Below are 22,930 nucleotides of genomic sequence, written 5' to 3'. Positions count from 1 at the left end.
GTTACAACGCTATAGAAAACGCCGCGTATCTTGCGATACGCGGCGTTTTTTTATGCCTGTTGATCAGTCCATGCCTTCAGCGCCTCCTGAACCGCGCCGTCCACACTCAAGCCACTGAGTATCACCTGCGAACGCTCGGTCACCGGCAAGGCCCGCAATGCCTCTTTGGCCTCGTGCTTCAAACGCGCCAGCACCAATCGCTTGCCTTCAACACTGACATGCCCAAAGAACTCCTCCAGCGCCTCGATGCTGGTGCCGTCCAGGTCAGGCGACTCTTCCAGACTCAAAATGACCGTATGAATCGGCTCTTCACTGTGACGTATCAATCTGAGCGCCCCGCCCAGGATCCGTTCGACATTGGCGAAAAACAGCGGCTCACCGGGGCGAAGAATGATCATCCCGGGAATTTTCAGGGCCAAGGGATGGCGTTGCAGATCGACGTAATCATGCCCTCCACCCATTTGCCCAAGGATCTGGATATCTGCCGAGGACATCTGCCTCAGCATCAGCACGACACTGATGGCGACCGCCACCAACAATCCATCCAGCACACCGAGTACCAGCACCGCCACCACGGCACAGGTGACCAGCAATCGGTCGCGGCGCCAGACAAAATAGCGCCCTAATGGCTGCAGGCTCAGCCCGCGAGCCAAGGCATGAATGACGATGGCCGCCAGCACCGGCTCCGGTGTCAACGCAATGTACGGCAGCACCGTCAGCACGATGGCCAGCACCACCAATGCGGCGATGCCACCTGCCAGGCGCGAGTCGGCACCCGCCGCCTCATTGGCAGAGGTCGCCGAATAACCAGCGCCCGCTGGCATACCATGAAACAGGCCGGAAATCAGATTAGCCGCCCCAAGCGCGAGCAAATCCCGGTTCGACGACACCCGATCGCCGTGCTTGAGGGCAAAGGAGCTGATCGAGCCGTACGACTCGGCATACAAGATCATGACCATGGCAAAGCCCAACTCACCCAGGCGCAACCAGTCGGCGAACGGCAACACCGGAAGATTCGGGATCTCCAGCCTCAAATCAATCACACCGATCAACTTCACCCCATAGGCCGAAAGGTTCAGCCATTGGCCGGCCGCAATACCGACCATCACCACCAGCAGTCCTCCCGGCAAGCGTTTGACCCGTGCGAACAGCCATAACAGCGCCAAGGCTAGCGCCGCAACGCCGGCACCGGCCCGGTTCCAGTGCGGCAACTGCTGCAGTAACTCAGGCAGAAAACGGATCAGATTGCTGTTGGTCAGGTGCACGCCGACGATACTGGCGACCTGCTTGATGATGATGGTGATCGCCAGACCAAACGTAAACCCGCGCAATACCGGCTTGGCGATGAAGGACGTCACGCTGCCGAGCTTGAGCAGCCCCGCCAGCAGAAAGAACGCCCCGGTCACCAGCACCAGAGCGATCGCCAGCGTCAATCGCAGCGCTGAATCGCCACCCGCCAGCGTCACGGTCGCCGCCGCCAGCACCGCTGCCGAAGAGGACGTCGCGGAAACAATGGCGTAGCGGCTGGTACCGAACAACCCATAACAGAGCAAACCGGCGAACAATGCGATGACCCCGGCCTGAGGTGGTAACGCCGCGATGCTCGAATAGGCAACGGCTTCAGGCAACAGCAAACCAGCAATCGACAGGCCTGCAAGCAGATCCCGCGTGCGGTTTTGCGGTGGTGGTGCAGCCTGCTCCGGGGGTGACGCAGAGATTGGCGCGCGCGGACTAATCAGCAATCGGACCGACCCAGCCCGGCAGATATCGGGCTTCCTGACTGCGTGCAAGAGTCAGGGCTTTGTCCTGAAGTTTCGGGCCCTGATCGTTGATCAGTTCACTGGCAATCCGGCTGCGGAAAAAATCAGCCCAGAGAAACTCACTGAAGGGCGTCGCGTCCTTGGCGTAACCACCGGCACGTCGCAACTGCCCGGCCAGGCTGCGATAGGGATCGTCTTGCAAATCGGCGATACGCCGAGGGATGGCCTCATATGGACGCCTTTCGCCCTGGGCGTCGTAGGGGTGTGCCCACTGGTTAAAGTTCATCACATTCCAGAACGTCACCGGCTCGACAAAAGACAAATCCTTGAGCACCAGCAGTGCTACGAACTTGACCTCTTCTTGTAGCAGCGCCAAACCGAAATGATGGTGATCGACGATGTAATAACGCCCTTCAGGCCCCAGAATAGAGGGAAACCAATGATTCTCCAGCGCTGCAGCGCGCTCCTTGCGTTTGAGTTTTCCCCAGTCCTTGCGCTTGGCATTCACTTCGGCCAGACCGACGGTGAGCTGCGTTGGATGCAGTTTTTCCAGCTTACCGGTGATCAGTTGCGGATGAGCACGAGCCATGTAGAGCCTCCAGATGAGAAAGCCCGAAACGTTTGGCGAGTTCACCTGTTTCTAACAGCAGGAACTGCACGGCGCGGGGCATAAGTCCCAAGCTTAGACGGCAATGGCGCTATGGCCTTGATACCCATCAAATATTCAACGAATCGGTAAGGCAACGTCAGCAAAACCGCCACAGCGCATTGCACGCTGAATCGGCGTCCGTCACTTTGTTCAAGCGCACGCTTATGAGTCGAGGGTCGGCCTGGAGGTCCAGGCTGACCCTGCACAGGCTCAGGCGGTGAGCGAATAAATCAACGCCGAAATCGCCACCAGGCCGACCAGTGTCACGAAGACGTTGGAGGCCTGGCCGCGATACGCAGCCATGGCCGGCACACGACGGATCGCATACATTGGCATCAGGAACAGAATCGCCGCGATGACCGGGCCACCCAAAGTTTCGATCATGCCCAGGATGCTCGGGTTGAGCGTCGCGACGATCCAGCACACCACCAGCATGAAGGCAGCGGTCATGCGATCCAGAGTCTTCGGTGCCGGGCGACGGCCACTCTTGACGATCAAGCCCTTCAGGCCTTCGCTGGCGCCAATGTAGTGCCCCAGGAACGACTTGGAGATGGCCACAAAGGCAATCAGCGGTGCGGCGAAAGCAATCGTCGGGTTGCTGAAGTGGTTGGCCAGGTACGACAGGATCGACAGGTTCTGCGCCTTCGCTTCAGCCAATTGCGCCGGCGACAAAGTCAGCACGCAGCTAAAGACAAAGAACAGCACCATCACCACCATCAAGCCGTGGGCGCGAGCCAGGATCTGCGAGCTGCGCTCTTCAGCATGGTCGCCATAACGACGCTTCTGGTCCACCGCAAACGCCGAGATGATCGGCGAATGGTTGAACGAGAACACCATCACTGGAATCGCCAGCCACAGAGTGTGCAGCAGGGCCGAAGGCTCAGGCAGCGTGGTCGCAGTGGCGAGAATGCCGCCGGTCCAGTGCGGAACCAGGAACACTGCCAGGAAAAGCAACGCAACGATGAACGGATAGACCATCAGGCTCATGGCCTTGACGATCGCCTGTTCGCCACAGCGCACCACTGCCAACAGGCCGAGAATCAGCACGAACGACAGAATCGCCCGCGGTGGCGGCATGATGTGCAACTGGTGCTCGAGGAAACTGCCCACGGTGTTGGTCAGGGCTACGCTGTAGATCAGCAGAATCGGGAAGATGGCGAAGAAATACAACAAGGTGATCAGCGCGCCAGCCTTGATCCCGAAATGCTCTTCGACCACTTCGGTGATGTCCGCACCCGCACGGCCGGAGAGCACGAAGCGGTTGAGGCCGCGGTGCGCATAAAATGTCATCGGAAACGCCAGCAGCGCCAGAATCAACAGCGGCCAGAAGCCGCCTAGACCAGCGTTGATAGGCAAAAACAGGGTACCCGCACCGATTGCCGTGCCAAACAGGCCCAGCATCCAGGTGGTGTCATGACGATTCCAGCTACTTAGGCTTGCTGGTACCGCCGCATCAAAGCGTTCGTCGACGCTATTGGCCTGATCATTCATCCGGTCGGATCTCCGCATTCCGGTCATTTGCCACACAGCCGGAGCGAGTCAGAAAAAGCTGACAGGCAGCGCCCCGGCCGTAACAGGGGCGCGATTCTCCGGGATTAATCAACAGAAGCAAAGACTTAGCTGAGAAGCGGTAAAGCGGATGAGCTTGACCGCCAGAAATTTGCTGTGGCAGCAACGCCCTCATCGCAGTTCAGCTCGGCTCCTACAAAAAAGCCGGAACCAAGGCTAATGCCAGTCAGTTAAGCGAACGCAGCCTTTGTAGGAGCAGCCGGTCGACGCTCGATTGCTCGCGATGGACCTGAGGGCGACGCGTTTATCCAGCAAACACGCGTCATCGTTAACGTCCATCGCGAACAAGCTCGCTCCTACACATACCCTTAACTGACTGGCATTGGGAACCAAGGCTACTCATCTTTTTTAACCTGCCGGATCACACGCTATAAGCACGCTCGTCATGCTCGGCCAGGTCCAGGCCCACTGTCTCGTTCTCGCCACTGGTGCGCAGGCCGATGCTCCATTCCAGTACCTTGAGGATGATCAGGCTCACGACAAAGCAATAGACGAAGGTGAAGCTGACGCCCTTCAACTGAGTCAGCACCTGACTAACGATATCCAGATTCTCGACATACCCGCCCAATGCAGGAGACGCGAAGATGCCGGTCAGGATCGCACCGACGATTCCGCCAATGCCGTGCAGGCTGAACACATCCAGCGAATCATCGTAACCAAGTTTCTGCTTCAACTGGCTGACGCCGAAGAAACATGCGGCCCCGGTGATCAGGCCAATCGCCAAGGCGCCGGCCGGACCGACAAAAGCACAGGCCGGGGTGATACCGACGAGGCCGGCCAATGCACCTGAGGCCGCACCGAGCGCGCTGGGCCGACCCTGGATCAGGGATTCGGTGAGCATCCAGCCGACGACCCCGGCGCACGCTGCCACCTGGGTGGTCAGCATGATGATCCCGGCACCGGTATTCACCGCGGCTCCCGAGCCGATATTGAATCCGAACCAGCCAACCCACAGCAGACCGGCGCCCATCAGGGTGAAACCGAGGTTATGCGGTGGCATCGCGACGTTCGGGTAGCCTTTGCGTTTGCCCAGTACCAGGCACGCCACCAGTGCCGCCACGCCCGCATTGATATGCACCGCGGTGCCGCCGGCGAAATCCAGTACCCCCCAATTGACCATCAAGCCGCCGGGGCCGCCCCAGATCATGTGTGCGACTGGCGCGTAGACAAAGGTGAACCACAGCGCCATGAACGCCAGCGCGGCGCTGAACTTCATGCGTTCGGCGAAACCACCGGCAATCAGCGCCGGCGTAATGATCGCGAAGGACATCTGGAACACGCTGTAGACGCCTTCGGGAATACTGCCGACCAGGCTGTCGTGGGTCATGTCGAGCATGAACACTTTGCTGAAACCGCCGATAAAGCTGTTCAGATTGACTTCACCGGCGACCATACCGGTCGCGTCGACGACGATGCTGTAGCCGTAGACCACCCACAGCACACCGATCACCCCGGCGATGGCAAGCAACTGAGTGAACACCGAGAGGAAATTTTTTGCCCGGACCATCCCGCCATAAAACAGCGCCAGGCCCGGAATGCACATCAACAACACGAACATCGTCGCGGTCATCATCCAGGCGGTGGTACCAGTGTCCAGGGTGACATCGGCCGCCGAGGCCAGAGGCGACAGGCACAGTGCCGCGAACATCAGCGTCAGCCGGGAGAAAGTCAGCCGTGAATCAGGGAATGGAATCATTGTCAGCAAGCTCCAGAGCAGGAAAATCGTCTAAAGGGGGCTGGCAGAGCAAGGAAAGTGCGAGGCCATGAGGCCTCGCGGTGCATACGGGTCTGTGCCCGCTGGGGGGTGGCGAGGGGCTAACCCTAATGCCGGTAAATTAAAAAATTCAGACTCAACGCATTCCCCGTAGCAGCTGGCGAAGCCTGCGTTCGGCCGCGAAGCGGTCGCAAATGGGGAGCGCGCGGTCTTTCTGAAAGAACGAATTTTGCCATTTTGCGAGCGCTACGCACTCGAACGCAGGCTACGCCAGCTGCTACGGTTCGCGTAACGTCTTAACTTACCAAGCCCTCTCCCCACAGGTTCCGCGTTTAGTATTGCTGCCCAGGAATCCACGAAGTCCCGGCCAACGGCACGCGGGCCATGGCGGCGGCTTCCACGGTCAAGGCCACCAGATCCTCAGGGTCGAGGTTATGCAGGTGCGACTTGCCGCAGGCCCGGGCCATGGTCTGGGCTTCGAGGACCAGCACCCGCAGGTAGTTGGCCAGACGCCGACCGCCCTCCACCGGATCCAACCGCTTGGACAGTTCGGGGTCCTGAGTGGTGATGCCCGCCGGGTCGCGGCCCGCTTGCCAGTCATCGTAGAAACCGGCGGCCGAACCGAGCTTGCGCAGTTCCTCGTCCAGACGTGGATGGTTGTCGCCCAGGGCGATCAACGCCGCCGTACCAATGGCCACCGCATCCGCGCCGAGGGCCATGGCCTTGGCCACGTCGGCACCGTTACGGATACCGCCGGAAACGATCAACTGCACCTTGCGATGCATGCCCTCCTCCTGCAACGCCTGCACCGCAGGCGGGATGGCGCCGAGAATCGGAATGCCGACGTGCTCGATGAACACCTCCTGAGTCGCCGCCGTGCCGCCTTGCATGCCGTCGAGCACAATCACGTCGGCACCGGCCTTGATCGCCAGTTTGACGTCGTAGTACGGACGGCTCGCGCCGATCTTCACGTAGATCGGTTTTTCCCAATCGGTGATTTCACGGATCTCGGCGATCTTGATCGCCAGGTCGTCCGGCCCGGTCCAATCCGGGTGACGGCAGGCACTGCGTTGATCGACGCCGATGGGCAGCGTGCGCATCCCGGCCACGCGCTCGGTGACTTTCATGCCCAGCAGCATGCCGCCGCCACCTGGTTTGGCGCCCTGCCCCAGGACGATTTCGATGGCATCGGCCTTGCGCAGATCATCCGGGTTCATGCCGTAACGCGATGGCAGGTACTGATAAACCAGGTGTTGGGACTGTCCGCGCTCTTCCGGGGTCATGCCGCCGTCGCCGGTGGTGGTGCTGGTCCCGGCGATGGTCGCGCCACGGCCCAGGGCTTCCTTGGCATTCGCCGACAAGGCGCCGAAGCTCATGCCGGCAATGGTTACCGGAATCTTCAGGTGCAGGGGCTTTTTGGCGAAGCGGTTGCCGAGGATCACATCGGTGCCGCACTTCTCGCGATAGCCTTCCAGCGGATAGCGGGAAACACTGGCGCCGAGCAACAGCAAGTCATCGAAGTGCGGCAGCTTGCGCTTGGTGCCGCCACCGCGAATGTCGTAGATGCCGGTTTCGGCGGCGCGCTGGATTTCCTGAATGCTCAGGCGGTCGAAGGTCGCGGACTCGCGCAGGACCGGAACAGGTTTGTCGCTCATTGTGTTCTCCTTAGTACGCGGATGCGTTATCGACTTTGAAGTTGTACAACTGACGGGCCGAGCCGTAGCGTTTGAAGGCTTTCGGGTCAGCGGTGAAACCGGCTTGGTCCAGCAGCTCTTTGAGCTCGGCAAGATGTTCGTCGCGCATTTCCTTTTCAATGCAGTCCGACCCCAGCGACTGCACGCTGCCCTGCACGTAGATCCGGGTTTCGTACAGCGAATCGCCCAAGGCATCCCCGGCATCGCCGCAGACCACCAGACGCCCGGCCTGGCCCATGAAGCAGCTCATGTGGCCGATGCTGCCGCCGACCACGATGTCGATGCCTTTCATGGAAATCCCGCAACGCGCACCGGCGTCGCCCTCGATCACCAGCAAGCCGCCATGAGCGGTGGCGCCAGCGGCCTGGGAGGCGCTGCCCTTGACCCGTACCGAGCCGGACATCATGTTTTCCGCCACACCGGTGCCGACGTTGCCGTGCACAGTGATGTGGGCTTTCTTGTTCATGCCTGCGCAGTAGTAACCGGCGTGGCCCTGGATATCGATGAACAGTTCCTGGTCAACGCCGACCGCAATGTTGTGCGCGCCGTTGGAATGGGTCACCACCCACTCAGCAAAGCTCAGTTGTCTGGCCTGGTCGTGCAGCCCCTGATTGAGCTCGCGTACTTCACTGACAGATAGATCGATAGTTTTCATAACGGGGCTCCTCAGGCGCTTTTGCGTTCCCAGATGTACATGGTGGATGGCGCCGGTTCCCAGACCTTGGCGTTCTCAATGCCGGGCAGGCTCGAAAGCGCCTGGTATTCCGAGGCCATGGCGACGTAGTCGTCGGTTTCGGCGAGGATCGCCGGCTTGCAGGCAATCGGGTCGCGGATCACCGCGAAGCCGTTGCGGGTGCCGATGGCGAAGGTGAAGAAGCCGTCGAGGTCGTCCAGCGCGTGATCCAGCGCCACTTTCAGCGAGTCGCCCTGTTGCAGGCGCCAGGCCAGGTAACCGGCGGCGACTTCAGTGTCGTTCTCGGTCTGGAACACGATGCCCTGACGCTTGAGTTCCTGGCGCAGGCGGAAGTGGTTGGACAACGAGCCGTTGTGCACCAGGCACAGGTCGGCACCGGTGGAAAACGGGTGGCTGCCTTCCATCGTCACGGCGCTTTCGGTGGCCATGCGGGTGTGGCCGATAATGTGACTGCCTTTCATCCCGGCGAGGTTGAAACGCTCGGAGATCTCCTTGGGCAAGCCCATGCCCTTGAGGATTTCAATGCTTTGACCGGCGCTCATGATGCGCACGCCCGGCGCCAGTTCGGCCAGCGCACTGCGAACAGCGGCTTCTTTGGCGGGGGTTTTCAACACCACTGCGCTGGCGTTCTGAAACCAGTTCACCGACTGGCCGAGCCGGCCTTCCAGCGCGCCCATCAGGGCATTGAAGTCAAAACCGGGCACCGTGCTTTGCAGGGTCAGCTTGACCGAGCCTTCAGCCACTTCATCGCCATAAATGGCAAAGCCGGCGCTGTCCGGGCCACGGTCGGTCATCGACAGCAGCATGGGTTCGAAGAGTTTGCCAAGCCGGGACTCCAGCGCTGGATTCTTCAAGTACAGACCTACGATTCCGCACATACATTTCTCCTACTGGGCAGCCGGTTCCTCGATCAGAGGTACCGGGTCGATACAAAACGGGTGGTTGAAAAGGCTCGTTTAGAAAAATTCGGTGTAGCGCTGGATCTCCCAATCGGAGACGTGGCGGCTGTACTCGACCCATTCCATGCGTTTGAGCTCGATGAACTCGTTGACGATTTCGCTTCCGAGTTTTTCCCGGAACAACGGATCGGCATCCAGCGCGTCACAGGCTTCCTTGAGGCTTTGCGGCAAGGTGGCGATGCCACGGCCAGAGATTTCTTCGAGGCTCAGGGAGTAGAGGTTTTCGTTGCACGGCGGCCCTGCTTCCAGCTTGCGGTCGATGCCGTCCAGGCCGGCAGCGATGATCGCGGCGCTGACCAGGTACGGGTTGCAACCGGCATCCGGCAGGCGAAACTCGAGGCGTCCATAAGGGACACGGACCATCGCCGAGCGGTTGTTGGAGCCGTAGGCAACGAACGCTGGAGCCCAGGTCGAACCGGAAAGCGAACGGCCGACCACCAGGCGTTTGTAAGAGTTGACCGTCGGCGCGGCGAAAGCACACAACGCCGGACCATGGGCCAGCAGGCCGGCCGCGAAGTGATAGGCCATTTTCGACAGGCCCATACCACTTGAGTCGCTGGCGTCATGGAACAGGTTCTTGTTCACAGCGTCAGCGATCGACAGGTGAAAGTGCATGCCGTTGCCCGCACGCTTGGGGTCAGGCTTGGGCATGAACGAGCAGATCATCCCCAGGTCGTTGGCGACTTCACCGGCGGCCATGCGGAAGAAGGTGAAACGATCGGCCGAAGTCAGCGCATCGCTGTAGGTGTAGTTGATCTCGAACTGGCCGTTGGCATCTTCGTGATCGATCTGATAGATGTCGAAATCGACTTTCTGCAACGCTTCGGTAAGGTTCTCCAAGAACTGCCGCGAGCGCGACAGGCCTTTGTAGTCGTAGCAGGGTTTGTCCAGGTTATCGCTGGCATCAACGCTGCATAGCTTGCCTTCGGCGTCACGGCGGAACAGGCTGAACTCAGGTTCCAGGCCGGTATTGAGGGTCCAGCCGCGAGCGCTCAAGCGCTCCACCTGGCGCATCAAGACGTAACGCGAATCGTAAGGATGGGGTTCGTTGTTGACATGGCCGACGCAGACGATGCGCCCGTAACCCGGCTGCCAAGGCACCGCAGTCAAGGTACTCAGGTCGCCCTTGGCCATGAAGTCCGGGCCGTGGGGTTGCATGCCCATGCCGCAGATGGCAAAACCGGCAAAGCCGGCGCCACTGTCGATCACCGTCTGTAGCCCGGAAACAGGTACCGACTTGGTTTTCGCCGAGCCGTGAATATCCACGAACTGAGCCAGCACGTATTTGATTTTGTGCTCATCGATGATTCGTTGTGTATCTGTGGGCAACATCACATATGACTCCTCGAGCAAGGCAAAACAGCGGGATCTGCTGGGAGGGTCGGCCGAAGTCGTTAACGATTGCCCAGTGCTAGAATTCAGCTGGACGAGACCTGAAGCCAACCCAATTATTCTCACAAAGAAATTTACTTTCCTAATGAGAATGCAATTGCCTTGCCAGATTTGCTTTCAGATAGCCGCAGCACAGCGCCTGGCGCCAGGAAACACTGGTGTTTCAAGGGCTCGTCAGGGAAATGAGTGTCGCAACGGGCAAACTTCAGACATGCTGGAACCGCTCAGGCTGGAGAAATGACGGGTAGCGGCAGGAGTGCATCGCACATTCATAGTGCGAAATTTATATTCATGATCGGAAATGAAGCATGAACAAAGTGATTCCCACCGAGGCCGAGCCCCGCTTGAGGCTCGAGCAATATCTGGGCATGCAAATCAAGCGGCAGCGGCAATTGCAGGAATTGAAGATTGCCGATGTGGCGCAACTGGCCGGCATCAGCCAGGGCATGCTCAGCAAGATCGAAAATGCCCAGGTGTCCACCAGCCTCGATACCTTGAGCCGCCTGTGCGACGCCCTCGGTATGCCGATGTCGAAACTCTTCAGTCAATACGACCAGCAAGGCAGTGGCGCCCTGCTGGTGCGCAAGGGTGAAGGGATGCAGGTGGTGCGTCGCGGCACCGAGAAAGGCCACACCTATCACCTGCTCAACCACACCCGTGGGCCGAAGAAAACCTTCGAGGCTTACATGGTCACCATGGACGATGCCAGCGAAGAGTTCCCGACCTTCTCCCATCCGGGCACCGAGTTTCTCTATCTGCTCAAAGGCGAAATCGTCTACCGCCACGGTAACCAGCTCTATCACATGAAAGCCGGCGACAGCCTGACCTTCGATGGCGAAGTCCCTCACGGCCCCGAGCAGTTGGTGAAAGTGCCGATCCACCTGCTGTCGATCATGAACTACGGCGACGATTGATCAAGGCTCAGCACATCCCCCGTAGCAGCTGGCGTAGCCTGCGTTCGGCGGCGTAGCCGTCGTAAATCCAACCTCCACGGTTAACCTGAAACACCGCAGGGTCCGATTTTACGACTGCTTCGCCGCCGGACGCAGCCCGGCGGCAGCTGCTACAGGGCATCAGCGCTTGGCCACGATACAACATCCAGAACAACCCTCCTCCCCTCGCGCCTCCTTTCCTCCTCCTCGCAAAAAAACCAAAACAACGCTGGACGGCGTTTTTTATTTCACCTATAAAAAGCGCCACAGGAATATTTTATTCGTGCAGAGAATCTTTATTCAGCGATGAATTTAATTCCCACCGATGAATATTCATCGACTCCACAGCCCCCTTAGCCTGTATGTCACCCTTGCGAGGACCCGTAATGAGTACCGAACCGGACCACTTCATTTTCAAGATCAGCTGCCCGGCGACATCGGGTATCGTCGCCGCCGTGACCTCCTTTCTCGCCGAGAACCGCTGCTACATCAGCGAACTGGCGCAGTTCGACGACGAGGAGACCGGTCAGTTCTTCATGCGCGCGGTCTTTCGCTTCAACAGCGGCGTCACGGGTGACATCGAAACCTTGCGCCGGGGCTTCGATGAAGTGGCCGTGGCACTGAACATGGACTGGCAATTGCACGCAGTCGCCCAACCGATGCGCGTGTTGATCATGGTCAGCAAATTCGACCACTGCCTGACCGACCTGCTGTACCGCCACCACAAAGGCGAGATGGACATGCAGATCACCGCCATCGTCTCCAACCATCTGGAGCTGCGGCACATGGCCGAACGTGAAGGCATCCGTTTCATCTACCTGCCGGTGACCAAAGACACCAAGGCCCAGCAGGAAGCCGCGCTGCTGAAGATCGTTGAAGAAACGCAGACCGAGCTGGTGGTGCTGGCGCGCTACATGCAAATTCTTTCCGATGACCTGTGCAAGCAATTGTCGGGCCGGGCGATCAACATCCATCACTCGTTCCTGCCTGGTTTCAAGGGTGCCAAGCCCTACCACCAGGCCCACCAGCGCGGGGTGAAACTGATCGGCGCGACAGCGCACTACGTCACCTCGGACCTGGACGAAGGTCCGATCATCGAGCAGGAGGTGCAACGGGTCGATCACGCCTACAAGGCAGACGATCTGGTGACTATCGGCCGCGATACGGAAACCGTCGCGCTGTCCAAAGCCGTCAAATATCACCTGCAACACCGGGTGTTCATCAATCGCGAAAAAACGGTGATCTTCCGATGAACAGTTCTATCCCGCTCGCCCGCGACATCGACGGCAAAGCCATTGCTTCCCAGGTCCTCAGCGAGGTCGCGGCCGAAGTCCGTGAACTGGCACAACAGCAGGTGACGCCGACGCTGGCCGTGGTATTGGTCGGTGAAGACCCGGCCAGTCAGGTCTATGTGCGCAACAAGATTCTTCGCGCCAAAGAGGCCGGAATCGGTTCACTGGAACAGCGCTTGCCCGCGACCACCAGCCAGGCGCAATTGCTCGCGGTGATCGCCAAGCTGAACGCCAACCCGACGGTCAACGGCATTCTCGTGCAACTGCCGGTGCCGGCGCATATCGATGAAGGCGCGGTGATTCAGGCGATCGACCCGATCAAGGATGTCGACGGCTTTCATCGGGAGAACGTCGGTGGTCTGGTCCAGGGCCAGGAAGTCCTTACGCCGTGTACGCCAAGCGGCTGCATGCGCCTGTTGCACGACACTTGCGGTGACCTGAGCGGCAAGCATGCGGTGGTGATCGGCCGCTCGAACATCGTCGGCAAGCCCATGGCGACCCTGTTGTTGCAGGCCCACTGTTCGGTCAGCGTGGTGCATTCGCGCAGCGTCGACGCCGCAGCCCTGTGCCGCTTGGCGGACATCGTGGTGGCTGCCGTCGGCCGTGCGCAGATGATCGATGCCAGTTGGCTGAAACCCGGCGCGGTGGTGATCGATGTCGGCATCAACCGCATCGAGACTGAACACGGCAGCCGTCTGGTGGGCGATGTCGATTACGCCAGCGCCCGCACCGTCGCCAGCGCCATTACCCCGGTGCCCGGCGGCGTCGGCCCGATGACCATTGCCTACCTGCTGAAAAACACCGTGATCGCCACCCGCCTGCAACTGCAGCGGGCTGCCGACTCGCCAGCCACTCAACCACCGATCCAGGAGGCGTGATGCCCTTTAATCTCTTGAAGTACGGCCTCTCCTCCGAGTACACGGCTGAGATGGACCTGCCACCGCCCAAGGAACTCAAGTCTTCCTACGACGTAGTGATCATCGGCGGCGGCGGTCATGGCGTGGCAATTGCCTATTACCTGGCCAAGTACCACGGCATCACCAATGTCGCGGTGCTGGAAAAATCCTATCTGGGTGGCGGCAACACGGCGCGTAACACCGCAGTGATTCGCTCCAACTACTTGACCAGCGAAGGCGTGCGTTTCTACAGCGAGTCGGTGAAGTTGTTCAAGGACCTGTCCAACGAGTTCGACTTCAACATCATGTACTCCGAGCGCGGCCAGTTGACCCTCGCCCACACCGACGCAACGGTCCGGGCTTTCCGCCAGCGCGCTGAGGTGAACAAGCATTTCGGTGGTCGTACGGAGATGATCGACCGTCAGCAGATCCGAGAGCTGGTGCCCAGCCTCAATCTCGCCCCCGGCCACCTGCCGGTCCTGGCCGGTCTCTGGCACATCGACGGCGGCACCGCCCGGCATGACGCCGTGGCCTGGGGCTACGCCAAGGGCGCAGCGAAACGCGGAGTGGAAATCCATCAGCTGACCGAAGTGCAGGACCTGATTATCGAAAATGGCCGGATCACCGCAGTGAAAACCAACCGCGGCACGATTCAGTGCGGCTGCGCGGTACAAGCCGTGGCCGGGCACAGTTCATTGATGGCCAAGAAGGCCAAAATCGACATGCCCATCGTCTGCTATCCGCTGCAAGCCATGGTCACCCAACCGTTCAAGCCGTTCCTCGATCCGCTGGTGAGCTCGTCGGCGCTGCACTGTTACGTGCAGCAGACCAGCCGTGGCGAAGTGGTGTTCGGCGGCGGCTCCGACCCCTACCCGCTCTATAACACCCGCTCGACCCTGGACCTGAAGGAAAGCCTGATTTCTGCCGCCATCGAAATGTTCCCGTTCCTGGCCAATGCCAAGCTGATGCGCCAGTGGGCCGGGATCACCGACATGACCCCCGATTACAGCCCGATCATGGGCCTGTCGCCGGTCGACAATTACTATCTGGATGCCGGTTGGGGGACCTGGGGCTTCAAGGCCACGCCGATCTGCGGCAAGACCATGGCCGAACTGGTCGCCTCCGGTGGCAAGGTTCCGGACCTGATCAAGCCTTTTGGCCTGGAACGCTTCTCGACCTTCCAGCAAGTCAACGAGATGGGCGCGACCGCGGCCAGTCACTAAGGGGCGAAACCTATGAAAGTCATGAATTGCCCACTGAACGGGCCGCGCAATATCACCGAGTTCACCTACGGCGGCGAGTTCAAGGATATGCCCGACCCGGTGACCTGCAGCGACGCGCAATGGGCGCATTACGTGTTCAACAGCGAGAACGCCGCCGGCGTGGTTCGCGAGTGGTGGATGCACAACGCCTCGAGCTACTGGTTCCTGGCCGAGCGCCACACCGTTACCGACGAAATCCTGCGCACTTTCGATGCTCGCGAAATCTACAACCAGCGCGTCGAGTTCAGCCTTGCGGAGCACAGCAATGAGCCAGCCTGATTCCACCTTTGAAAGCCGCTTGCCGCTGCCCATGGGCCTGCTGATCGATCGGCAACGCCCGTTGGTGTTCAACTTCGACGGCAAGCCCTATTCCGGCTTTGCCGGTGACAGCATCGCCAGCGCCTTGCTCGGCAGCGGCCGTTTTTTGCTCTCGCGCTCGTTCAAATACCACCGCCCACGCGGCCCGTTGACCATGGCCGGGCAAGACGCCAACACCCTGGTGCAACTGCCGCAAGAGCCTAATGTGTTGGCCGATACTCACTGGCTACAGGCCGGTGTCCAGGTCAGCGGACAAAACTATGCCGGCTCCCTGGACAATGACCGGGATGCGCTGCTGGGCAAATTCTCGCGATTCATGCCGGTGGGCTTTTATTACCGCTCGTTCTACAAGCCCAAGGGCATGTGGAAAATCTGGGAGCCGCTGATTCGCAAAAAGGCCGGGCTGGGCATCCTCAACCTGGATTTCAAGCCGCAGTATTACGACAAGGCTTACCTGTTCGTCGATCTGGCTGTGGTCGGCGCCGGGCCCGCCGGCTTGCAGGCAGCACTGACCGCCGCCAATGCCGGGGCCAAAGTGCTGCTGATCGAACAACAGCGTCTATTGGGCGGCGCACTCACCTATGCACGCTTCGACGTGCAGGGCGCTCAGGCCGATGACGTGCGCCAGGCGCTGGTGAACGCAGTCAGCCAGCACGCCAACATCCAGATTCTCACTGAAGCGACCTGCAACGGCTGGTTCACCGACAACTACCTGCCGGTGATCAAGGACAAGCGCATGTACAAAGTGCGCGCCAGCCAATGCATCATCGCTTCGGGCGCCTTCGATCAGCCGGTGATTTTCCGCAACAACGACCTGCCCGGCGTGATGCTGTGCAGCGCCGCGCAACGCTTGATGAAGTTGTACGCGGTCAAACCCGGCAAACGCGCGGTGGTCCTGACCGGCAACGACGACGGTTATCGCACCGCGCTGGATTTGCTGGAGCAAGGGGTTGAAGTCGCTGCCGTGGTCGACATGCGCAACGGCGCCGACGATGCGCGTCTGAGCACCGAGCTCAAACGCCTGGGCGTTACCGTGCACCTGCAACACACCGTTTATGAAGCCTTGCACAGCAAAGGCATGCGCCACATCAGCGGCGTCGATATCCGGCGCATCACGGCGCGTGGTGAAGTGGGCAAGGAACGTCTGCAACTCGATTGCGATTTGCTGTGCATGACGGCTGGCTACATGCCGGTCTATCAACTGGCCTGTCAGGCCGGTGGCAAGTTGGCCTACGCCGACCCGGTGGCGGAGTTCGCCATCACCGGCCTGCCGAAAAACCTCGCCATCGCCGGTTCCGTCAACGGTCGGCACCTGCTGGAAAACGTACTCAAGGACGGTGCCAAAGTCGGTGCGCAAGCGGCGTTGGCCTTGGGCCTGGCTGTGGAGCATCAGGAGCAGGCGCTGAGCCCCGAACATCGGGTCAACTTCGAATGGCCAATCTTCGCCCACCCGAGCGGCAAGGAATTCGTCGACTTCGATGAAGACCTGCAAATCCGCGACATCATCAACGCGACGCGCCACGGCTATCGCGACGTGCAGTTGGTCAAACGCTTCTCCACCGTGGGCATGGGGCCTTCGCAAGGTCGGCACTCGGCACTGCCAACGGCGCGTCTGGTGGCCGCCAGCACCCAGCGCACTGTCGGCGAAACCGGTGTCACCACCGCTCGCCCGCCGTTCGAGGCGGAAAAGCTGGCGCACATCGCCGGGCGCAGTTTCGACCCGATCCGGCGTACCGCCATCCATCAGCGTCATCTACAGGCCGGAGCGAAAATGATGCCGGCCGGTAACTGGCAGCGTCCGGCCTACTACGGTTTCAAGGACAAAAATGGCCAACCGGCCAGCCGTGAACGCTGCATGCAGGAAGAAGCCTGTCATGTGCGCAAAAGCGTCGGTCTGATCGACGTCTCGACCCTCGGTGGCCTGGACATTCGCGGCCCGGATGCCGCCGAACTGCTGGAGCGGATGTACACCTTCGCGTTCGCCAAACAACCGATTGGCCGCACCCGTTATGCGTTGATGACCAACGAACACGGTGTGGTCATCGACGATGGCGTCTGTGCGCGGCTGGCCGATCAACATTTTTATGTCACGGCCACCACCAGCGGCGTCGACCGGATCTATCAGTCGATGCTCAAGTGGAACGTGCAATGGCGGCTGAACGTCGACATTGCCAACGTCACCGCGGCCATCGCGGCGGTCAACCTGGCCGGGCCCGAATCGCGCAAGGTGCTGGAAAAGGTCTGCGCCGATATCGACCTCTCGCCTGACGCCTTCCCTTACCTGGGTGTGCGTCAGGGCACGGTGGCCGGGATCGCCGCTCGGGTCATGCGGGTCGGCTTCGTCGGCGAGCTGGGGTATGAGATCCATGTGCCGGCGCGTTATGCCGAATACCTCTGGGACATGCTGATGGACGCCGGACGTGAACAGGGCATTCGCCCGTTCGGCGTCGAAGCACAGCGCTTGCTGCGGCTGGAAAAAGGCCACGTAATCGTCAGCCAGGACACCGATGGCATGACCCACCCTGCAGAAATCGACATGGGTTGGGCGATCTCGCGCAAGAAGCCGTTCTTCGTCGGCCGGCGCTCCGTGGACATCCTCGAAGCCCAGCCGCTCAAGCGCAAACTGGTGGGTTTCACCTTGCCCAAGGGCAGCAGCCAGCCGCTGGAGGGTCATCTGGTGCTCAAGGGCCCGGACATCAGCGGCAACGTCACCTCCTGCGAATATTCGCCAACGCTGGGCATGATCATCGGACTGGCCTATGCCGCCGTCGATCAGAGCACACAGGGGCAACAGATTCCGATTCGGGTAGAGGGCGCGCAAGTGGTACAGGCCACGGTGGTCAAACTGCCGTTCTTCGATGTCGATAGCCAACGCCAGGAGTTGTGAGCATGGTCACTGCACAAGATTTTCGCGAACGCAGCCCATTGTCTGCCTTACAGGAAAACGCCCGGTTGGCACGTCTGGGCGACAGCCTGATCGTCAGCCGTTACGGCGACCAGGACGAAACCGCGCAGCTGGCGAGCTGCGCCCTGCTCGACCTGAGCAATCTGGCGCGGGTCGGCTTTCGTGGTGCCGATGCCGCCGCGCATCTGCACGCGCAACAATTCGAACTGCCGAGTGCGCCTAACCGCTGCGTCGTGCAGGCCGATGGCAGCAGCGTCGCACGCCTTTCCCAGACCGAGTATTTCCTGCTTGGCAGCTTGCAGGACGCGGGAGCCAGGCTTCAGAAGCTCGAAGCCCAATGGCAACTGTCCTCCAGCGCCTGCTACCTGCTGCCGCGGCAGGACAGCCACGCCTGGCTGGTGTTGACCGGCGAACACGTCAGCTCGGTGATGGCCAAGGTCTGCGGCGTCGATCTGCGGCAACAGGCGTTCGCCACCGGTGCCGTGGCACAGACCTCGGTGGCGCGCATGAGCGCGATCATCATCAATGCCTCGCAACCGGACCTGCCGCTGTTCCACATCCTCTGCGACCGGGCTTCGGCGCAATATTTGTGGGGTGCGTTGCTGGATGCGATGCAGGAGTTTGGTGGCGAACCGGTGGGTATTGATGCGTTGTTGGCGGGATGAGGTCTGCCTGAGGGATTTTCGTGCCTTATAGGCCGCCTCGCGAGCAAGCTCGGCTCCTACAGGTTATGTGCCAATCACACCATCCAGATCTGGCGCAATTCCACTGTAGGAGCCGAGCTTGCTCGCGAGACGGCGTACCTGACTCACCGCATGATGGCCCGGCTACTCCTGCAGGAGACTCCATGAACAGCATCGAAGACCCCACCCTCGACAGCGATTACCGTGTCCCGGCCTTGCAGCGCGGGCTGTGGATTCTGCAGTTGTTCAGCAGCAGCGAACGGGTGCTGAGCATGAACGATATCGCCGAGCGCCTGGCGCTCAGCGTGTCGTCGATCTACCGCATCGTGCAGACGCTCAATGGCATGGGTTATCTGAAAAAAGCCGGGAAAAACACCTATGAACTCGGCCCGCAGGTGATCGCCAATGGCTTCACCTACCTGGCCAGCCGTGATCTGGTGGACATCGCGATCCCACACCTGAACACCTTGCGTGACCGCAGCTCACTGTCCTGTCACCTGGCCGTGCGTGAGCAGACCGACAGCGTTTACATCTACCGGGCTTTCGCCTCCCAACGCTTGTCGGTCAACGTGCCCATCGGTACGCGCATTGCCTGCCATTGCACCGCAATGGGTCGGGTGCTGCTCAGCGATTTGAGCGAAGCCACCCTGGTCAGCCTGTACCAGCACGTGCGGCTCGACGACTACCCCGCGCCCGCGCCCAAGACCTTGCCCGAGCTGCAGCAGATCGCCGAACAGGATCGACAACTGGGCTGGGTACTGCACCGCTCCGATTACTCCACCGCCATTGCCACCGCTATCCGCGACCACCGCGGCAAGGTGGTCGCTGCAATCAATCTGTCCGGCCCGGATGCAATCATGGACTCCCCGGACAATCGCGAACGCTTCAAGAACATGCTGCTGGACTGCGCACACCTGATTTCTGTCGAGATGGGTTTTAAGGCTTAACCCTCAAGCGCAATCCCCTTGGCGACACCAATCTAATGTGGGAGCGGGCTTGCTCGCGATAGCATCACCGCGGTGTTTCAGATACACCGAGGTGTCTGCATCGCGAGCAAGCCCGCTCCCACATTAGATTGGGCCAGGCTTCAAAACTGTCGCCATGCCCACATCGACTTCCAACCTATGGAATCGCACCCGCCGCATTCCCCACTTTCCCCTGCCCGCTCTACCTTCCGTCGCCTTCCCTTTCGATGAACTTGCAGCTGACGCTTGCATACACAATATTATGGTATACCATCATACGACAAACACATTCCCTCTATCATACGGAGTCGCTCATGAGTTTCGAAATTCGCAAGATCGTCAGCTACGTGGAAGAAACCTTTATCGAAGGCGGCAAGGCCGCTGACACGCCCGTGACCATGGTCGGCCTGGCCGTTGTCATCAAGAACCCATGGCTGGGTCGTGGTTTTGTCGAAGACCTGAAGCCGGAAATTCGTGCCAACTGCTCCGATCTGGGGGCTCTGATGGTCGAGCGCCTGGTGGCGACGATCGGCGGCGCAGACAAGATCGAGGCTTATGGCAAGGCTGCCGTAGTCGGCGCCGACGGCGAGATCGAGCACGCTTCCGCTGTGATCCACACCCTGCGTTTCGGCAATCACTACCGCGAAGCGGTGAAAGCCAAGAGCTATTTGAGCTTTACCAACAAACGCGGCGGCCCGGGCACCTCGATCCAGATTCCGATGATGCACAAGGATGACGAAGGTCTGCGTTCGCACTACATCACCCTGGAAATGCAGATCGAAGACGCGCCGCGCTCGGATGAAATTGTCGTCGTTCTCGGTTGCGCCAACGGCGGTCGCCTGCACCCACGCATCGGCAACCGCTACATCGATCTGGAAGAACTGGCCGCAGAGAAAGCCCAGTAACTCATAAGATTTGCAGGAGCGATCCATGATTCGGCTCAGCGCTGAACTCACCCCGGCCGGCACCAGTTATCTGGCGACCGGCCAAGGCCAACCCGTGGTATTGATCCACGGCGTGGGTCTGAATAAAGAAATGTGGGGCGGCCAGATCGTTGGTCTCGCTCCGCATTACCGGGTCATTGCCTATGACATGCTTGGGCATGGTGCCAGCCCGCGCCCGGCATCCGGTACCGGGCTGCTCGGTTATGCCGACCAGTTACTGGAACTGCTCGAACATTTACAGCTGCCACAAGCCACGGTCATCGGCTTCTCCATGGGCGGGCTGGTGGCACGGGCATTCGCCCTGCATTACCCGCAGCATTTGCTCGGGCTGGTGGTGCTCAACAGCGTGTTCAACCGAAGCCTTGAGCAGCGCGCCGGGGTCATCGAGAGGACCGCCCAGGCCGCCGAACACGGCCCGGATGCGAATGCCGAGGCGGCGCTATCGCGCTGGTTCAGCCGTGAATATCAGGCGGCCAATCCGGCACAGATCGCGGCGATCCGCCAGACCCTGGCCGGCAATGACCCGCAAGGTTATCTGACCACCTATGAGTTGTTCGCCACCCAGGACATGTACCGCGCCGAGGACCTGGGCACTATCCAGGTGCCGACCCTGATCGCCACCGGCGAACTGGACCCCGGTTCCACGCCGCAAATGGCCCAGCAATTGGCCGAACGGATACCCGGCGCGCAAGTTGCCGTGCTCCACGAGCAACGGCATATGATGCCGGTAGAGTCGCCGCGCCTGGTCAATCAGGTGCTGCTGGACTTCCTCAACACGGCGCAAACCCGACAAAATCAAATAAAGGGGATCGTTGCATGACACTCGCACGCTTCCAAATGTGCATCGACGGACAATGGGTCGATGCCCTCTCCGGCAAGACCTTCGAAAGCCTCAATCCCGCGCTTGCCCAGGCCTGGGCCGAACTGCCGGATGCTGACGAAGCCGATGTCGAGCGCGCCGTACAGGCCGCGCAAAAAGCTTTCGAAAGCCCGGCCTGGCGCGGTTTGACCGCCACCGCCCGTGGCAAATTGCTGCGCCGTCTCGGTGATCTGATCGCCGAGAACAAAGAGCAGCTGGCGCAGCTGGAGAGCCGCGACAACGGCAAGCTGATCCGCGAGACCCGCGGTCAGGTCAGCTACTTGCCCGAGTTCTTCCATTACACCGCAGGCCTTGCCGACAAACTTGAAGGCGGCACCCTGCCGTTGGACAAACCCGACCTGTTTGCCTACACCGTGCATGAACCGATGGGGGTGGTCGCTGCGATCATTCCCTGGAACAGCCCGCTGTACCTGACCGCGATCAAACTGGCGCCGGCTCTCGCAGCGGGCAATACCATCGTGATCAAGCCGTCCGAACACGCCTCGGCAACCATCCTCGAACTGGCCCGTCTGGCCCTCGAAGCCGGCATTCCAGCGGGCGTGGTCAACGTCGTCACCGGCTACGGGCCCAGCACCGGCGCGGCCCTGACCCGCCACCCGCTGGTGCGCAAGATCGCCTTCACCGGCGGTGCCGCCACGGCCCGTCATGTGGTGCGCAGCAGTGCCGAGAATTTTGCCAAGTTGTCGCTGGAACTGGGCGGCAAATCTCCAAACATCATCTTCGCCGACGCCGACCTCGACAGCGCGATCAACGGTGCCATCGCCGGCATCTATGCCGCTTCCGGGCAGAGCTGTGTGTCCGGTTCGCGGCTGTTGGTGCAGGACGAGATCTACGATGAGTTCGTCGAGCGTCTGGTAGAACGCGCCAAGCGCATCCGCATCGGCAACCCGCAGGACGACTCCAGCGAAATGGGCCCGATGGCCACTGCCCAGCAACTGGCCGTGGTCGAAGGTCTGGTGGCCGACGCCATCGCCGAAGGCGCCCGCCTGCGCCTGGGCGGCAAGCGCCCGTCAATGGACAGCGACGGCTGGTTCTACGAGCCGACCTTGTTCGAATGTGACCGCAATTCGATGAAGATCATGCAGGAAGAAGTCTTCGGCCCGGTCGCGTCGGTGATTCGCTTCAAGGACGAGGCCGAGGCGCTGGCCATCGCCAACGACTCGCAGTTCGGCCTGGCGGCAGGCATCTGGACCCGCGACCTGGGCCGCGCCCACCGCCTGGCGCGGGATGTACGCTCCGGGATTATCTGGGTCAACACCTACCGTGCAGTCTCGGCCATGGCGCCGATCGGCGGTTTCAAGAACAGCGGCTACGGTCGCGAGAGCGGCATCGATTCGGTGCTGGCCTATACCGAGCTGAAAACGGTATGGATCAACCTCTCGTCGGCTCCCATGCCCGACCCCTTTGTCATGCGTTGAGGAT

19 protein-coding genes are annotated in these 22,930 nt (G+C 60.5%); 11 read left to right on the top strand and 8 right to left on the bottom strand.

The features are described 5' to 3' along the window. Positions 1 to 50: 50 nt before the first annotated feature. The 8 genes from AC07UI_RS04890 to glnT form a co-directional block, all read right to left on the bottom strand. Positions 51 to 1,718, bottom strand: a complete 1,668-nt coding sequence (locus AC07UI_RS04890; protein WP_494991724.1) for a SulP family inorganic anion transporter — start codon at positions 1,716 to 1,718, stop codon at positions 51 to 53. 13 nt (positions 1,719 to 1,731) lie between these two features. Then, entirely contained in the window at positions 1,732 to 2,349 is a 618-nt protein-coding gene (locus AC07UI_RS04885) for a ParB-like protein (RefSeq protein WP_494991418.1), read from the bottom strand. Between the two features lie 270 nt (positions 2,350 to 2,619). Further along, a complete protein-coding gene (locus AC07UI_RS04880; RefSeq protein WP_494991417.1) occupies positions 2,620 to 3,900 on the bottom strand; it encodes a serine/threonine transporter in 1,281 nt (426 codons plus the stop codon). 439 nt (positions 3,901 to 4,339) lie between these two features. Next, positions 4,340 to 5,674, bottom strand: a complete 1,335-nt coding sequence (locus AC07UI_RS04875; RefSeq protein ID WP_494991416.1) for an ammonium transporter — start codon at positions 5,672 to 5,674, stop codon at positions 4,340 to 4,342. A 350-nt stretch (positions 5,675 to 6,024) separates the two neighbouring features. Then, a complete protein-coding gene (locus AC07UI_RS04870; RefSeq protein ID WP_419115674.1) occupies positions 6,025 to 7,347 on the bottom strand; it encodes an FMN-binding glutamate synthase family protein in 1,323 nt (440 codons plus the stop codon). Positions 7,348 to 7,357: 10 nt separating this feature from the next. Further along, positions 7,358 to 8,041 carry a protein glxC gene (locus tag AC07UI_RS04865; protein ID WP_494991415.1) on the bottom strand — a complete coding sequence of 228 codons (684 nt, stop codon included), beginning with the start codon at positions 8,039 to 8,041 and terminating at the stop codon, positions 7,358 to 7,360. An 11-nt stretch (positions 8,042 to 8,052) separates the two neighbouring features. Then, on the bottom strand, positions 8,053 to 8,958 hold the full coding sequence (locus AC07UI_RS04860) for a class II glutamine amidotransferase (protein ID WP_494991414.1): 906 nt from the start codon (positions 8,956 to 8,958) through the stop codon (positions 8,053 to 8,055). Between the two features lie 78 nt (positions 8,959 to 9,036). After that, a complete protein-coding gene (gene glnT, locus AC07UI_RS04855) occupies positions 9,037 to 10,371 on the bottom strand; it encodes a type III glutamate--ammonia ligase (protein WP_494991413.1) in 1,335 nt (444 codons plus the stop codon). A gap of 368 nt (positions 10,372 to 10,739) precedes the next feature. Here glnT and AC07UI_RS04850 point away from each other — a divergent pair, with 368 nt between their 5' ends. The 11 genes from AC07UI_RS04850 to AC07UI_RS04800 all read left to right on the top strand — a co-directional run bounded on the left by AC07UI_RS04850 (position 10,740) and on the right by AC07UI_RS04800 (position 22,926). Further along, positions 10,740 to 11,345, top strand: coding sequence for a helix-turn-helix domain-containing protein (locus AC07UI_RS04850; protein ID WP_494991412.1), 606 nt, complete (start codon positions 10,740 to 10,742; stop codon positions 11,343 to 11,345). 404 nt (positions 11,346 to 11,749) lie between these two features. Then, complete coding sequence (purU, locus tag AC07UI_RS04845) at positions 11,750 to 12,616, top strand: formyltetrahydrofolate deformylase (protein ID WP_494991411.1); 867 nt, start codon at positions 11,750 to 11,752, stop codon at positions 12,614 to 12,616. Continuing rightward, positions 12,613 to 13,533 carry a bifunctional methylenetetrahydrofolate dehydrogenase/methenyltetrahydrofolate cyclohydrolase FolD gene (gene folD / locus AC07UI_RS04840; RefSeq protein WP_494991410.1) on the top strand — a complete coding sequence of 307 codons (921 nt, stop codon included), beginning with the start codon at positions 12,613 to 12,615 and terminating at the stop codon, positions 13,531 to 13,533. Before purU ends, folD begins: the two co-directional genes overlap by 4 nt. Then, positions 13,533 to 14,774: an FAD-dependent oxidoreductase gene (locus AC07UI_RS04835; protein ID WP_494991409.1), complete on the top strand. Its 1,242-nt coding sequence runs from the start codon at positions 13,533 to 13,535 to the stop codon at positions 14,772 to 14,774. The genes folD and AC07UI_RS04835 overlap by 1 nt, the downstream gene beginning before the upstream one ends. A gap of 12 nt (positions 14,775 to 14,786) precedes the next feature. After that, positions 14,787 to 15,092, top strand: coding sequence for a sarcosine oxidase subunit delta (locus tag AC07UI_RS04830; protein ID WP_494991408.1), 306 nt, complete (start codon positions 14,787 to 14,789; stop codon positions 15,090 to 15,092). Then, positions 15,079 to 18,018: a 2Fe-2S iron-sulfur cluster-binding protein gene (locus AC07UI_RS04825; protein ID WP_494991407.1), complete on the top strand. Its 2,940-nt coding sequence runs from the start codon at positions 15,079 to 15,081 to the stop codon at positions 18,016 to 18,018. The genes AC07UI_RS04830 and AC07UI_RS04825 overlap by 14 nt, the downstream gene beginning before the upstream one ends. Positions 18,019 to 18,020: 2 nt before the next feature. Then, a complete protein-coding gene (locus AC07UI_RS04820; RefSeq protein WP_494991406.1) occupies positions 18,021 to 18,701 on the top strand; it encodes a sarcosine oxidase subunit gamma in 681 nt (226 codons plus the stop codon). 182 nt (positions 18,702 to 18,883) lie between these two features. Further along, complete coding sequence (locus AC07UI_RS04815) at positions 18,884 to 19,666, top strand: IclR family transcriptional regulator (RefSeq protein ID WP_494991405.1); 783 nt, start codon at positions 18,884 to 18,886, stop codon at positions 19,664 to 19,666. Positions 19,667 to 19,998: 332 nt separating this feature from the next. Next, a complete protein-coding gene (locus AC07UI_RS04810) occupies positions 19,999 to 20,589 on the top strand; it encodes an amino acid synthesis family protein (protein WP_494991404.1) in 591 nt (196 codons plus the stop codon). Between the two features lie 25 nt (positions 20,590 to 20,614). Further along, positions 20,615 to 21,448: an alpha/beta fold hydrolase gene (locus AC07UI_RS04805; protein WP_494991403.1), complete on the top strand. Its 834-nt coding sequence runs from the start codon at positions 20,615 to 20,617 to the stop codon at positions 21,446 to 21,448. Then, positions 21,445 to 22,926, top strand: coding sequence for an aldehyde dehydrogenase (locus AC07UI_RS04800; protein ID WP_494991402.1), 1,482 nt, complete (start codon positions 21,445 to 21,447; stop codon positions 22,924 to 22,926). The genes AC07UI_RS04805 and AC07UI_RS04800 overlap by 4 nt, the downstream gene beginning before the upstream one ends. The last annotated feature ends 4 nt before the right edge of the window (positions 22,927 to 22,930 follow it).

It is taken from the genome of Pseudomonas sp. GW821-FHT04C07 (assembly GCF_059420325.1).
This window is presented reverse-complemented; position numbering and strand designations above follow the sequence as displayed.